Here is a 13,335-nt window from a genome sequence, read left to right on the forward strand (position 1 = left end):
TGTCAGGCCTTCCCCGGCGCCGACAGCGTCCACGTCCGCCCGTCGGGGTCGCGGACGGTCATTTCCCTGGTGCCGTAATGGGTTTCCTCGAACGGGGTGACGACTTCGACGACGTCGTCGGCCTCGAACTTGTCGGCGTCCGGAACCTTGAACACGATCTGCGTCCGCGGCTGCTGGCTCTCGGGGACCTCGGCGATGAAAAGCCACGGGCCGTCGCCGTTGCGCAGCTGCCCGGAGTTGTGGTCGGTCGCGAAGTCGATTTCGTACCCCAGGGCCTGGAAGAACTTGGCCGCCTTGCCCCAGTTGTGCGTCTCCAGGTACATCGCCTCGATGCCCTCGGTCGTCATGTCAGTGCTCCTCTTCGGGATCGGTGGCGAGATAGGCGCGCAGCGCGGCGGCGACGAGCGCCGAAAGTGACTGCTCGGTCTCGACGGCCCGGTGCTTGACCTGCCGGATCAACCCGATCGGCAGGTACACGTTGAACTGCTTCACGTCTTCATCGCCCACACGGAGAGGCTAGCATGCTAGCAAGCTAGGCGCACCGGTCCGGGCACGATCACCGAGATCGACCCGGACAGGGTTGTGGCCCGGGCGCCGGGCCCGGGCCACAACTCACGTACTCAGTAGCCGTAGACGGTTTCGTAGACCCGCTCGGCGTTGGCCGCGACGAGCCCGTTGGCCCACAGCTGGTTGACCCGGGCGCGCTCGGTCGAGTTCGGGAAAGCGTTGGTGCAGGACGGGCCGGGGCCGCCACCCGACATCAGCTCGGAGCACGGACCCGAGTAGTGGTCGGGCAGCCCGAGGGCGTGCCCGGTCTCGTGCGCCGCGATGCGGGTCGGGTTGTACTGGCGGGCCTGGGTGTAGTCGATGAAGATGGTGCCGCTGCCGTGCCCGTTGGTGGAGGCGTAGGAGCCGCGGGGGTCGTTGCCCTCGGTGTAGCGCAGGCTCGCGCCACCGGAGTTGCGCTCCACGAGCCGGACGTTGGTGACGCTGTTGTTCCAGTTGGCGGCACCGGCGTTGATCACCGAGCGGAACGACGGTGCGCTGGAGGTGCTGTAGTAGACCGTGGTGACGGCGGCTTGCTGCTCGGTGGCGGCCGACGCGGTGCCCGCGGCGAGCGGGGTCACGGTCAAGGCAAGCGCGACGGCGCCGGCCAGGGCGAACTTCCTCGACATCGGAAGACTCCTCGTGGGGGGACGGGGATTTGCCGGAATTGCGCGCGCTGTCGAGAATTTACCGCCAAGACACCTTTACCGGAGCCGACTAACGTAGGGCTCGGGAAGTGGTGATTTCCCAGTACTGAAGTCGGGTTGACAGCGGCCGGTCAGGCGGTCCGGGTCAGGGCGAGGAGCTGCTGCTCCAGCTTCCGCGCCGCCGCCACGTCGATGCCCGCACCCCACAGGGGTGCCGTGCTGGCGCCGTCCGCCGCGGCGATCACCAGGGTGACGACGTCGGCCGAGAGGCCGTCTTCGCGGAGTTCGCGGTCCCACCTCTGCGCGTCCGCGCGGGCCAGGTCGGCGATCTCGGGGATCGAGATCAGCTGGGCGATCAGGGCGATCGTCTCGCGGACCGCCACCTCGTCGTAGGAGGTGTCCAGTGACGCCCGGACGTACGCGCGCGTCAGCCGGCCCGGGGCGGTGTCGGCCGGGTCGAGTGCGGCCTGCACCTCGGTGCGGAACGTGTCGAGCAGGTCCTGGGCGAGCGTGCGCACCAGCGCGTCCTTGGCGGGGAAGTGGTACAGCAGCCCGCCTTTCGACACGCCGGCCGCCCGGGCGATGTCGTCGAGGGACGCCGACACCCCGCGGGTGCGGATGACCGTCGCGGCGGCGTCGAGCAGCGCGCGGCGCGTTTCCTCCGGGCTGCGCCCGGCCTTGCGAGGCATCGTCAGTCCTTTCCGGACGGAATGGTACGCCAGGCGATCGCCGCGGCGACGGCGGTGACGGCGGCCGCCGCGAGGGACGTCACCTGCATGGCGCCGGTGAACGCTTCCCGTGCCGCGCGGGCGAGTTCGGAGTCCGGGGCCAGCACGCTCGCGGCTGCGGCCAGGGAGTCGCGGACTTCGCCGGGGACCGGGCCCGCCGGCAGGAACGCGCGGTAGACCAGGTTCACCACCGAGCCGAGGATCGCGATGCCCAGCGCCGCCCCGAGTTCGTACGCCGTCTCGGAGATCGCCGACGCCGAGCCGGCTTTGTCCCGCGGGACGGCCGACAGCACCGAATCGACGGTCAGCGTCAGCGCCAGCCCGACGCCGAGTCCGACCGGCACGAGCGTCAAGCCCAGCCACCAGTACTGCGGCGCCCGTTCGGCGACCGAGACCAGCGCGAGGCCCAGCGCGGCGACGGCGAGGCCAGCCGCCACGGCCCGGCCCCGGCCGAGCCGCCCGGCGACCACGCCGACCGCGGCCACGACGGCGATCGAGGCGAGCGTCGCGGGCATCTCCGCGAACCCCGCCTGCAACGGCGAGAAGCCGCGGACGAGCTGCAAGTACTGCGAGAAGAAGAACAGCAGCCCCATCAGCGCGAAGACCGCGATGAAGTTGGCCAGGACCGCGCCGCTGAAAGCGCCGTTGCGGAACAGCGTGACGTCGATCAAGGGCGCCGCCGCCCGCCGCTGACGGCGGAGGAACAGGACGCCGGACACCAGCCCGAGCACCGCTGCCACGCCCACCTGGACGTCGGGCCCCGCGCTGACCGCGTGCTTGACCGCGTAGACCAGCGGCACGACCGCAGCCAGCGAGAGCCCGGCCGAGAGCAGGTCGAACCGCCCCGGGTTTGGGTCGCGCGACTCCGGCAGCAGCCACGCGCCCGCGATGAGGAAGACGACCACGATCGGCACGTTGATCAGGAACACCGAGCCCCACCAGTAGTGCTCGAGCAGCGCCCCGCCGACCAGCGGGCCCAGCGCGATGCCCCCGCCGGACCCGGCCGACCAGATCGCGATGGCGCGGGTGCGCTCGCGCGGGTCAGCGAACAGCGTCCGGATGAGCGACAACGTCGACGGCATGATCGTCGCGCCGGCGATCCCGAGCAGCAGCCGGGCGACGACGAGCACGCCGGCGGTGGGGGAGAAGGCGGCCAGCGCGGAGGCGAGCCCGAACGCCGCGGTCCCGATGAGCAGCACCTTCTTGCGCCCGAACCGGTCGGCGAGGTTCCCGGCCGTGACGAGTAACCCGGCCAGCGCGAGGGAGTAGACGTCCCCGATCCACAGGATTTCGGTGGCGGTCGGCGCGAGTTCGCGGGTCAGGGACGGCACGGCCAGGTAGAGCACGGTGCCGTCGACCGCGAGCAGCAGCACGGCGCCGACGAGGACGCCCAGCGCGGCCCAGCGGCGACGGGGGCTCAGGAGCCCGGCGGAGGTCGGCAGGGTGGAGGTCATGCGAGTTACTATACCGTCTGGACGGTACAGTAAGCCTGGTGAGACGGCTCACGGGTACGCTGGCGGAAGAAGAAGGAGGCGAACGTGACGGCCGAGGACCTGATGATCGAGTTCGCCTTGACGCGCCTGGACCACCCCGAGCTCGACTTCGAGGAGATCGCCGGGCTCGTCGTCCGGCGCGGCGGGCCCGAGCGGGAGCTGGAGTTCGCCGCCCGCAACCTCGCCGACCGCGGGGAACTGCGCGGGGCGGCGTTCCCGACGGCGGTGGAGTACGTGCTGCGGGTGGTGCTCACCCTGCGCGGGCCGTCCGACTAGTCCGGTGTGGACGCCGTCCCTCAGGCGTCGACGGCGGCGCGGCTCAGGCCGCGGCGGTCGAACACGAGCTCACGCGCCGTCCCCAGCGCCGTCGCGATGGCTCCCGCCAGGACCGCGTCCTCGCCCAGCTGGCCGGCCACGATCTCCGGGACCACCGGCGTCGTCGCGGCCAGTGCCCGGCGCATCGGCCCGGCCAGCAGGTCCGTGTTGCCGCCGATGCCACCGCCCAGCACGATCAGGCGCGGGTCCAGGACCGCCGTGACCGAAGCGACGACGTACGCTAGCTTCTCCGCCTCCTCCTCGACCACGCCGAGCGCCACCTCGTCGCCCGCGCGGGCCAGGCGGAACACGTCCTTCGCCGACCGCGCTTTCGCCAGCCCCCGGGCCCGGGCCGCGGCCACCACCGCCTGGCCCGCCGCCGCCGTCTCCACCGGCCCGGGGCGGCGCGCACCCGCGCCCGACGGCCGGACGCCGAAGGGCAGGTCCGCGATCTCGCCCGCCGCGCCGTGCGCGCCGCGGAACAGCTCGCCGTCCACCAGCAGGCCCATCCCGATCCCGGTGCCGACCGTCAGGCAGACCAGCACGTCCACACCCAGCGCCGCGCCGAGCGCGTGCTCGCCCACCGCGCACAGGTTCGCGTCGTTCTCCACCACCACGTCCGAACCCGCGACGGCCAGCGCCGCGACGAGCTCGTGCAGCACCCCGCGCCGTTCCCAGCCCGGCAGGTTGGGGGCGCGGTGCACCGTGCCGGTCGCCGGGTCGGGGACGCCGGGGGTGCCGACCACCGTCGAGACGACCTCGTGCGGGCTCAGCCCGGCCGAGGACACCGCGCGTTCGACGGATTCGCCGACCGTGCGCACCAAGGCGCTCGCCGACCGGCACCGGTTGGGCTCGTCGAGCCGCGCGACGATGCTGCCCTCGAGATCGGCGACGGCGATCCGGATCGCGCGGCGCCCGATGTCGACGCCGACGACGTGCCCGGCGTCCGGCGCGGCCTGGTAGACGACCGCCGCGCGGCCCGGGCCGGCCAGGCTGCGCCCGGTGGTCCGGACCAGTCCGTGCTGCTCCAGGTCGAGCAGGGCCTGGCCCACCGTGGGTTTCGACAACCCGGTGTCGGCGGCGATCCGGGGTCGCGTCGCTTCGCCGTGCACGCGCAGCCGGTCCAGGACCAGGCGCTGGTTCAGCGCCCGCATGTGCGCCGGAGTTCCGACCTGCGGCCCGTTTCGTCCCACGCGTCCTCCTGAGTGACCGCAAGTTTATCCGCGGAAGCCTTCCGGCCTCGAGCGTTCTATGTTAAGAAACTTTACTAACTACTAGTCGGAGGCACGTCGTGAGTTCACCCACTCGATCCGGGGAACCGCCCGCGCTGGAGCGCAAGATCGGTCCGCTGCAGGCCACCGCGATCAACATGACCCAGATGTGCGGGATCGGCCCGTTCGTCACGATCCCCGCCATGGTCGCCACCATGGGCGGCCCGCAGGCGATGTTCGGCTGGATCATCGGGGCGATCGTCGCGCTGGCCGACGGGCTCATCTGGGCCGAACTCGGCGCCGCCATGCCGGGCGCCGGCGGCACGTACCTCTACCTGCGCGAAGCGTTCCAGTACCGCACCGGACGGCTGATGCCGTTCCTGTTCGTCTGGAGCGCGGTGCTGTTCATCCCGCTGATCATGTCGACCGGCATCATCGGGCTCGTCCAGTACCTCGGCTACCTGATCCCCGGCGTCACCGACGACGCGGGCACGACCCCGCTGGGCAAGATCATCGGTGTCGGCATCACGCTGGTGATCATCCTGGCGCTGTTCCGCAAGATCGGCCAGATCTCGAAGCTCACCACGGTCCTGTTCGTCATCATGCTCGCCGCGGTGCTGACGACGATCGTCGCGGCGTTCTCCCACTTCAGCGCGGCCCAGGCGTTCGCCTTCACCCCGGGCGCGTTCAGCTCCTCCGGCGACGGGACGTTCTGGGGCGGCCTCGGCGCCGGCCTGATCATCGCCATCTACGACTACCTCGGCTACAACACCTCCGCCTACCTCGGCGGCGAAGTGCGCAGCCCGGGTCGCACGCTGCCCCGCTCGATCATCTTCTCCATCCTCGGCATCATGGGCCTGTACTTCCTGCTGCAGGTCGGCGTGCTCGGCTCGATCCCCCTCGACCAACTGAAGGACGCGAAGTCGGTCGCGTCGTCGGTGCTGGAACAGGTGTGGGGCACCGGGGTCGCCAAGACCATCACCGTGCTGATCGTCATCGCCGCCATCGGGTCGGTGTTCGCCGGCCTGCTCGGCGGCTCCCGTGTGCCGTTCGAAGCCGCGCGCGACAAGGTGTTCCTCCCGGTGTTCGGCAAGCTGCACCCGAAGCTGCACCTGCCGACCGCGGGCGTGCTCACCATGGGCGCCATCACGATTCTCGGCTCGCTGTTCACCCTGACCACGGTGATCAACGCGGCGGTGGCGACCCTGGTCATCATCCAGTCGCTGGCCCAGGTCGCCGCGATCGTCGTGCTCCGCTTCCGGCAGCCGAACCTGAAACGGCCGTACCGGCAGTGGCTCTTCCCGGTGCCGACGATCATCGCGGGCATCGGCTGGGTCTACATCTACGTCTCCGCCGACTGGCTGTCCATCGGCTTGTCGCTGGGCTGGATCGTCATCGGCGCGGTCGCCTACCTCGTCTACGCCAAGGCCGAGCGCACCTGGCCGTTCGGGCCCAAGGAAATCAAGGAAGCTTTCGCCACCGAACCGGAAGGGGTTCAGGCATGACCCGGAAGCTCGCGGTGCTCGCCGCGCTGCTGCTCGTGCCCGGCGTGCTGAGCGTGGCCGCGCCGGCGTCCGCGCAGCAGGACCTCGCGAAACCGCACGGGTTCACCACGATCGGCCTGCAGGGCTGGCAGGTCCTCACCACGGCGAGCGTCAAGGACGGCGGCGACAAGGTCTCCACGCCCGGGTACGCCACCCGCGGCTGGCTGCCGGTGAAGCCGGACGACGCCGGCGCGCCCGGCACCGAGATCAACGCCCTGGTCCAGAACGGCCGGTGCCCGGACGTCTTCTACTCCGACAACATGCGCAAGTGCTTCGGGTACGTCGACAAGCTCGGGCCGGTGGTGACCAAGCCGTTCTCCGACCCGTGGTGGTACCGCACCGACTTCGCGCCGGACATCCGGCCGGGGCAGAACGCGAAGCTGACCATCCCGGGCATCGTCGGGGAGGGCGACGTCTGGGTGAACGGCACGCTCGTCGCCACGACGGACGTGGTGAGCGGCGCGTTCGCCGGGCACACCTTCGACGTCACGAAGCTGGTGAAGCCGGGCCGCAACACCTTGGCGATCAAGGTCTACCCCAACGACCCGACGAAGATGTACACGCTTGACCAGGTCGACTGGGGCCAGATCCCGCCGGACAACAACACCGGCCTCCAGTTCCCGCCCACCCTGCAGGTGTCCGACGCCCTGACCGGCGACAACGCCCACGTCGTCCAGGACAACGCGCCCGACCTGTCCAGCTCGAAGCTGACCGTGAAGCTCGACGTCACGAACAACGCGGCCAGCGCGCAGACCGGGGACGTCGCCGCGACGGTCACCCCGCCCTCGGGCGGCGCGCCGGTCGTCGTCAAGCAACGCGTCACGATCCCGGCGAACACCAAGCGGACGGTCGTGTTCGCGCCGGTCGGGATCGCCCACCCGAAGGTGTGGTGGCCGTACTCGATGGGCGACCAGCCGCTGTACACGCTGACCACCGCGGTCTCGCAGGACGGCGTACTGTCGACGTCGTCGAGGAGCACCTTCGGCATCCGCACGGTGACCTCGCGCCTGGTCGGCAAGTCCGCGCCGCTGCCCGAAGGCGCGCGGCAGTTCACCATCAACGGCAAGGACTTCGTGTTCCGCGGCGGCGGGTTCGCCCCGGACCTGTTCCTGCGCTACGACAAGGGCGACACCGCGCACCAGATCGCGCTGATCAAGAACCTCGGGCTGTCCGGCGTCCGCCTCGAAGGCCACGACATGCCGCAGGACTTCTACGACCAGGCCGACCGGGCCGGCCTGCTGGTGATCGGCGGGTTCCTGTGCTGTGACGCCTGGCAGCCGGAGGACGCCTCGACGCTGACCGAGCGCGACTACCGGATCATGCACGACTCGGCGTACACCATCGCGCAGCGGGAACGGAACCACCCGAGCGTCTTCAACTACGGCTGGAGCGACAACGAGCCGGTGCCGCGCCAGGAGTCCGAGACGCTGAAGGCGTTCGCCGAAGCCGACTTCCAGGTTCCGGTGATCGCCTCGGCCGAGTACAAGAGCACGCCGACACTCGGCCAGTCCGGGGAAAAGGAAGGCCCGTACGACTGGGTGCCGCCGTCCTACTGGTACGACAGCTCGCACTTCGATCCCGAGGACTCCTCCCGCACGAACGCGGGGGGCGCGTGGGGCTTCGCGAGCGAGCAGAGCGCCGGGCACACCGTGCCGACGCTCGACTCGATCAAGCGGTTCCTCTCGCCCGCCGAGCAGGCGAAGCTGTGGCAGGACCCGGCGTACAACCAGTACCACGCGAACTTCGAGCCGGGCCACGGCGGGTACGCGTTCGGCACGCTGTACACGCTCGACCAGTCGATCCTGCAGCGGTACGGGAAGTGGACGTCCCTGAAGTCCTATGTGGACCTGGCGAACATCGCGAACTACGAGAACACCCGCTCGCAGTTCGAGGCGTTCCTGCACCACTCGACGGACAAGGCCAACCCCTCGACCGGTGTCGTGTACTGGCAGCTGAACAAGGGCTGGCCGACGCTGCTGTGGTCGCTCTACAACGACGACGGCGACCAGGCGGGCGCGTACTTCGGCGCCCAGAAGGCGAACAAGCCGCTGCACGCGATCTACGGCTACGACAACGGGTCCGTCACCCTCGACAACCTCGGTGGGACAACGCAGTCCGGGGTTTCCGTGCAGGCCCGGGTGCTCGACACCGCGGGCAAAGTCCTGGACGACCAGACCGCCGCCGGGATCTCCCTGGGGTCGCAGGGCGTGCGCACGGGCGTCCTGAAGCCGAAGGTGCCCGCCGAGACGAAGGCACCGGCGCCCGCGCAGGTCTACTTCGTGGAGCTGCAGGTGAAGCAGGGCGGTAAGGTCGTCGACCGGAACGTCTACTGGCTCTCGACGCAGAAGGACGTCGTCGACTGGGCCAAGACCCTCGGGAACCCGCAGGCGACGCTCTCGCAGTACAGCAACCTGCAGGCCCTGCAGAACCTGCCGAAATCGCAGGTCAGCGCGGTGGCGTCGACTTGTGCGCGGGGCGGGGACCTGGTCACCACGGTGACGGTCACCAACACCTCGAAGACGCCGGGGGCGGCGTTCTTCCTGCGGGCCGACGTCCGCCGCGGCACGCCGGACGGGCGCGAGGCGCCGGGGGACAACCAGCTCGCGAACGCGACCTGGGACGACAACGACATCACGCTGTGGCCGGGCCAGTCGCAGACGCTGACCGTCACCTACCGGGCCGCCGACCTGCGCGGTGCGGCCCCGGTGATCAGCGTCGACGGGTTCAACACCGGCCGGGTCGTGGTGCGGGGGACTGGAGGGGCGCACGCGTGAGCGAGGACCGGATTCTCGGGATCGACTTCGGCGGCACGAAGGTGGCGCTGGGGCTCGCCGATCGCGACGGCACCCTGCTGGCGACCCGCCGGCTGGACACCGACGCGCACGCGGGTGCCGAGCAGGTGGTGGTGCGCGCGCTCGCCGCGGCCAGGGCCCTCCTGGCCGACGAGGGCGCGACGGCCGCCTGCATCGGCGTCGTCAGCCCGGGGATCGTGCTGCCGGACCGTATCCTGCTCGCGCCGAACGTGCCGGGGTGGGAACAGCTGCGGCTGGCGGAGCTGGTGGCCGCGGAGTTCCCCGGCGTGGCGATTTCGGTCGGCACGGACGCGAAGGCGGCGGCGCTGGCGGAGTGGCGCTGGGGCACGCTGGCCGGGGCCGACCCGGCGGTGTTCCTGTCACTGGGCACCGGCATCGCGGCGGCGGTGCTGGTCGGCGGCCGGGTGCTGACCGGCGCCAACGGAGCTGCCGGCGAGATCGGGTACAACCTGCTCTCGCCGCAGGACACCGAGGGTTTCGCGAGCGGAGCGGCGCCGCTCGAGGAAGCCGTCGGTGGGCGTGGGCTGGGCGGCCGGGCGAGTGAATTGCTCGGCCGCCCGGTCACCGCCGGGGAGCTGTTCGCGCTGGCCAAGGAGAACGTCGAGGCCAAGGAGCTGGTGACGGCCGCGCTCGACGAGCTGTCGATGCACGTGGCCAACCTGGCCATCGCCCTGGACCCGCAGCGCATCGCGGTCGGCGGCGGGCTCGTGCGCTCGGCGGACGTGCTGCTGCCGGCGCTGGCGGACCGGCTCGCGCACGCGGTGCCGTTCCCGCCGCAGCTGGTGGCGGCCCGCTTCGACCAGGACGCGGCGCTGCTGGGCGCGGTGGCGCTGGCACTGGGCGGTTAGCCGTCCGGGTGGTGTGCCGGTGCCCCGACCCGGCACGCCACCCGGTTTCAGGCTCCGGCCGCGGCGAGTTCTTCGGTCCGCCGGAAAGCCGCGGGGGAGAGCTGGAACCACACGAGGACCGCGCTGACCGCTTGGACGCCCGCGGCCATCACCCAGACCGCGCGCAGGCCCCAGTGCGCCGCGACCAGGCCGCCGGCCAGCGCGCCCAGCGGCGTCAGGCCCCAGGCCAGCGCGCGGTGGCTGGTGAGCACCCGGCCCAGCAGCGGCGCCGGCGTGAAGCGCTGGCGGCTGGACTGGGAGCAGACGTTCCAGATCAGCACGGTCGCCGTCAGCGAGATCAGCACGACGCCCACCAGCGGCGGCCACGGCGGGACGAGGGCGATCAGCAGCGTCACCACGGCACCGAAGCCCTGCGAGAACCGCATCGACCACGAGTAGCCGAGCCGGTCCACGACCTTCTGCACGACGAACGACGACGCGACCCAGCCGACGGCGAGGCAGGCGAGCAGCAGGCCGTAGCCGACCGGGCCGACGTGCAGCACCTGCGTCGCGTAGAGGACGAACATCGCGTTGCCGGCGCTCGCGGCGAACGAGCCGAGGGCGACGTTCATCGTGATCGACCGCAGCAGCGGCGTCCGCACCAGGTGCCGCAGCCCACCGGAGAGGTCCCGCAGCGGGTGCGTCGTCGCCGCCACGACGGATTGCGCGGGAATCCGGCGGGCCAGCAGGAGCGCGGCCAGCGCGCAGGCCACGGCCAGCCAGGCGGGCGCGCCGCCGCTCACCGCGATCAGGAACCCGGTCACCGGCGGCACGACGAACCGCACGACGCCCTGGTCGATCACGGTGAGCCGCGCGTTGGCGTGGGCGAGCCGCCCGGGACCGACCACTTCGGGGACGAGAGCGCCGCTGGCGCCGTCCCCGAGCACCCGCGCCGAGGTGATCACGAAGGCGACGACCAGCAGCACGGGCAGGCTGAGCACCTCGGCCGAAGCCACGGCGGCGAGCACCACGGCGGCCCCGGCGAGCACGGCGTAGGCCCAGGCCAGCACGGTGGTCCGGCGCACCCGGTCGATGAGCACCCCGGCGAACAGGGACAACAGCAGCCAGGGAGCCTCCCCGACGACGTTGATCAGCGAGACTTCGCGCGGATCGGTGGTGACGGAGACGGCCAGCAAGGGGATCGCGGCCAGCAGCAGGCCTTCGGCGGACGAACCGGACACCGCGACGGCCTGCAGCCGCACCCACCTGGACGCCATGAGCCCGAGCTTGCCGAAGGGACTCGTGAACACCAACCGATTTACCGGCCGGTGATGGAGAGAAGTTCCGAAGCGGCCGTCGTAACGCTCCGGAGCGAATCCGAGACTCCTCACCCGTGGCTCGCCCGGTGCGGCGGCCTTACCTCGAAGGGAAGAAGTTGCGAAGCAACCGAAAGCCGGTCGACCCCACGGTCCAGGCGGCGCGCATCAACCGCCGCGGAACGCTGATCACCGCCCTTGCCACGGTCATCGCCGCCTTGATCGCCGGGGTGTTCGCGGCCTACAAGGTCGGCAACGACCAGGGGGTGGCCGCCGCGCCGACCCGGACGGTGACCGTCACGACCACTGTGCCCGGCCGCGGGAGCCCGCCGGCGTCGCCCGGCGCGGCGCAGGCGAGCGCTGTGTCGTCCCAGGTGCGGCTCGAATCCGGGACCGGCGTCGACATCGACGCCGCCGACGCCCGCGCGGTCGAAACCAGCGGTCCGAACGGGGACGTCGACGTCTACTTCGGCGACCAGTCGGTGCTGGTCAACCGATCGGCGGCGTACTACTACTCCGGCGGTGAGGACGCGGCGAGTACCGGTTGTCCCAAAGCCGTGGCCAACGACAAACCCGCTCCGGGCGGAGGCGTTGCGATGACCCCCGGAAGCCAGTTCTGCGTGCGAACCTCCGAGGGCAAGGTCGGCTGGGTCGGCTGCAACGACGTGAAGAGAGCCGACGACCACACCGGGTACATCGTCCTGAACTACCGGGTTTTCACCACTACCTGAGCCGCGGTGGGTCAGCGGCGCACCCGGGTCGACTCGCGGACGACCAGCTCCGGGGTGAAAACCACCGCCCGCCGTTCCGGTTTCGTGTCCGACGTCTCGGCCAGCAGCAGTTCCGCGGCCGTGCGGCCGAGGCGGCGGGCCGGCTGGCGGACCGACGTCAGCGGGACCGCCGCCGCGCCCGCGAACTCGATGTCGTCGTAGCCGACGATCGCCATCTCGTCCGGGACGCGGACGCCCGCGCCGACCATCGCCTGCAGCACGCCCAGGGCGAGGAGGTCGTTCGCGCAGAACACCGCCGTCGGCCGGGGGCTCGCGCCGAGCAGGCGCGCTCCGGCGTCGCGGCCCGAGGAGACGTCGAGGCCGATCGCCTCCAGCACGGTCAGTTCCGCGCCGGAGCCGGCCAGCGCGTTGCGGAGCCCCTGCTCGCGGTCGCGGCACTGGGTGAGGATGGCGGGGCCGTTGACGAACGCGATCCGCCGGTGCCCGGTCTCCAGCAGGTGCCGTCCCCCGAGCGCCCCGCCGGCGACGTCGTCGACCGACACGGAGCTCGCCTCCGATGCCGGGGCCTTGCGGTCGACGAAGACGTACGGCGTGCCGGTGCGCCGGAACGTCCGCAGCGCTTCGCCGGAGGTCGCGACCGGGCTCAGCAGCACCCCGCGGACCCGCTGCTCGGCGAACATCGCCAGGTACGACGCCTCGAGCTCGGACCGCTGCCCGCTGTTGCAGGTGATGATGTTGAGGCCCTCGGCGTGCGCGGCCTGTTCGGCCCCGCGGGCGACGTCGACGAAGAAGGGGTTCCCGAGGTCGAGCACGAGCAGCCCCATGACCCGGCTGCGCCCGGCGCGCAGCTGCCGCGCGGACTCGTCCCGGACGTACCCGAGCTCCTCGATCACCGAAAGCACCCGGCTCCGCGTCGCGGCCGCGACGACGTGCGGCCGGTTGACCACATTGGACACCGTGCCGATCGAGACGCCTGCTCGCTTGGCGACGTCCTTGATGCCGACCAACCGGACCCCCTCGCTGAGAAGGCGTGAGCCTATCACGATCTGAAACGTTTCAGACCCCAGGTGCGGCCCCGTTCTCCCGGCCGCCCGCCGGAGCCGGCGCAGCGACATGTCGACTTCGTACTGCTACGGATCCCACCCGCCGGGCACCACGGGCCGC

At 71.4% G+C, this 13,335-nt stretch carries 13 protein-coding genes; 5 read left to right on the forward strand and 8 right to left on the reverse strand.

Translation table 11 applies throughout. The features are described 5' to 3' along the window. Positions 1-2: 2 nt before the first annotated feature. The 5 genes from ACFPLC_RS32715 to ACFPLC_RS32735 form a co-directional block, all read right to left on the reverse strand. A complete protein-coding gene (locus ACFPLC_RS32715) occupies positions 3-347 on the reverse strand; it encodes a VOC family protein (RefSeq protein WP_378201772.1) in 345 nt (114 codons plus the stop codon). A 1-nt stretch (position 348) separates the two neighbouring features. Then, positions 349-507, reverse strand: a complete 159-nt coding sequence (locus ACFPLC_RS32720) for a CopG family transcriptional regulator (protein ID WP_378201769.1) — start codon at positions 505-507, stop codon at positions 349-351. Between the two features lie 113 nt (positions 508-620). Next, the gene (locus ACFPLC_RS32725) at positions 621-1,175 is read right to left on the reverse strand and encodes a snapalysin family zinc-dependent metalloprotease (protein ID WP_378201766.1); all 555 of its coding nucleotides are present in this window, start codon (positions 1,173-1,175) and stop codon (positions 621-623) included. A 149-nt stretch (positions 1,176-1,324) separates the two neighbouring features. After that, complete coding sequence (locus ACFPLC_RS32730; protein ID WP_378201763.1) at positions 1,325-1,882, reverse strand: TetR/AcrR family transcriptional regulator; 558 nt, start codon at positions 1,880-1,882, stop codon at positions 1,325-1,327. Positions 1,883-1,884: 2 nt separating this feature from the next. Beyond that, a complete protein-coding gene (locus ACFPLC_RS32735; RefSeq protein WP_378201760.1) occupies positions 1,885-3,375 on the reverse strand; it encodes an MFS transporter in 1,491 nt (496 codons plus the stop codon). Between the two features lie 84 nt (positions 3,376-3,459). Here ACFPLC_RS32735 and ACFPLC_RS32740 point away from each other — a divergent pair, with 84 nt between their 5' ends. Then, the gene (locus ACFPLC_RS32740; RefSeq protein WP_378201757.1) at positions 3,460-3,690 is read left to right on the forward strand and encodes a hypothetical protein; all 231 of its coding nucleotides are present in this window, start codon (positions 3,460-3,462) and stop codon (positions 3,688-3,690) included. A gap of 20 nt (positions 3,691-3,710) precedes the next feature. Here ACFPLC_RS32740 and ACFPLC_RS32745 read toward each other — a convergent pair whose 3' ends face one another. Continuing rightward, positions 3,711-4,883 (reverse strand): ROK family transcriptional regulator, encoded by a 1,173-nt coding sequence (locus ACFPLC_RS32745; RefSeq protein ID WP_378202010.1) that lies wholly within the window; start codon positions 4,881-4,883, stop codon positions 3,711-3,713. A gap of 137 nt (positions 4,884-5,020) precedes the next feature. Here ACFPLC_RS32745 and ACFPLC_RS32750 point away from each other — a divergent pair, with 137 nt between their 5' ends. From ACFPLC_RS32750 to ACFPLC_RS32760, 3 genes are read left to right on the forward strand one after another with little or no spacing between them, the layout of a single operon-like run. Beyond that, on the forward strand, positions 5,021-6,445 hold the full coding sequence (locus ACFPLC_RS32750) for an APC family permease (RefSeq protein WP_378236004.1): 1,425 nt from the start codon (positions 5,021-5,023) through the stop codon (positions 6,443-6,445). Next, on the forward strand, positions 6,442-9,258 hold the full coding sequence (locus tag ACFPLC_RS32755) for a glycosyl hydrolase 2 galactose-binding domain-containing protein (protein ID WP_378206765.1): 2,817 nt from the start codon (positions 6,442-6,444) through the stop codon (positions 9,256-9,258). Before ACFPLC_RS32750 ends, ACFPLC_RS32755 begins: the two co-directional genes overlap by 4 nt. Next, positions 9,255-10,145, forward strand: a complete 891-nt coding sequence (locus ACFPLC_RS32760) for an ROK family protein (RefSeq protein ID WP_378206762.1) — start codon at positions 9,255-9,257, stop codon at positions 10,143-10,145. The genes ACFPLC_RS32755 and ACFPLC_RS32760 overlap by 4 nt, the downstream gene beginning before the upstream one ends. A 47-nt stretch (positions 10,146-10,192) precedes the next feature. On the opposite strand, the gene ACFPLC_RS32765 is transcribed toward ACFPLC_RS32760, so the two are convergent. Next, positions 10,193-11,401: an MFS transporter gene (locus ACFPLC_RS32765; protein ID WP_378206759.1), complete on the reverse strand. Its 1,209-nt coding sequence runs from the start codon at positions 11,399-11,401 to the stop codon at positions 10,193-10,195. A gap of 158 nt (positions 11,402-11,559) precedes the next feature. Here ACFPLC_RS32765 and ACFPLC_RS32770 point away from each other — a divergent pair, with 158 nt between their 5' ends. Next, positions 11,560-12,171: a hypothetical protein gene (locus tag ACFPLC_RS32770; protein WP_378206756.1), complete on the forward strand. Its 612-nt coding sequence runs from the start codon at positions 11,560-11,562 to the stop codon at positions 12,169-12,171. A gap of 11 nt (positions 12,172-12,182) precedes the next feature. On the opposite strand, the gene ACFPLC_RS32775 is transcribed toward ACFPLC_RS32770, so the two are convergent. Further along, complete coding sequence (locus ACFPLC_RS32775; RefSeq protein ID WP_378206753.1) at positions 12,183-13,178, reverse strand: LacI family DNA-binding transcriptional regulator; 996 nt, start codon at positions 13,176-13,178, stop codon at positions 12,183-12,185. Between the last annotated feature and the right edge of the window lie 157 nt (positions 13,179-13,335).

This window comes from Amycolatopsis plumensis, assembly GCF_042652605.1.
Taxonomy (GTDB): Bacteria; Actinomycetota; Actinomycetes; order Mycobacteriales; family Pseudonocardiaceae; genus Amycolatopsis; species Amycolatopsis plumensis.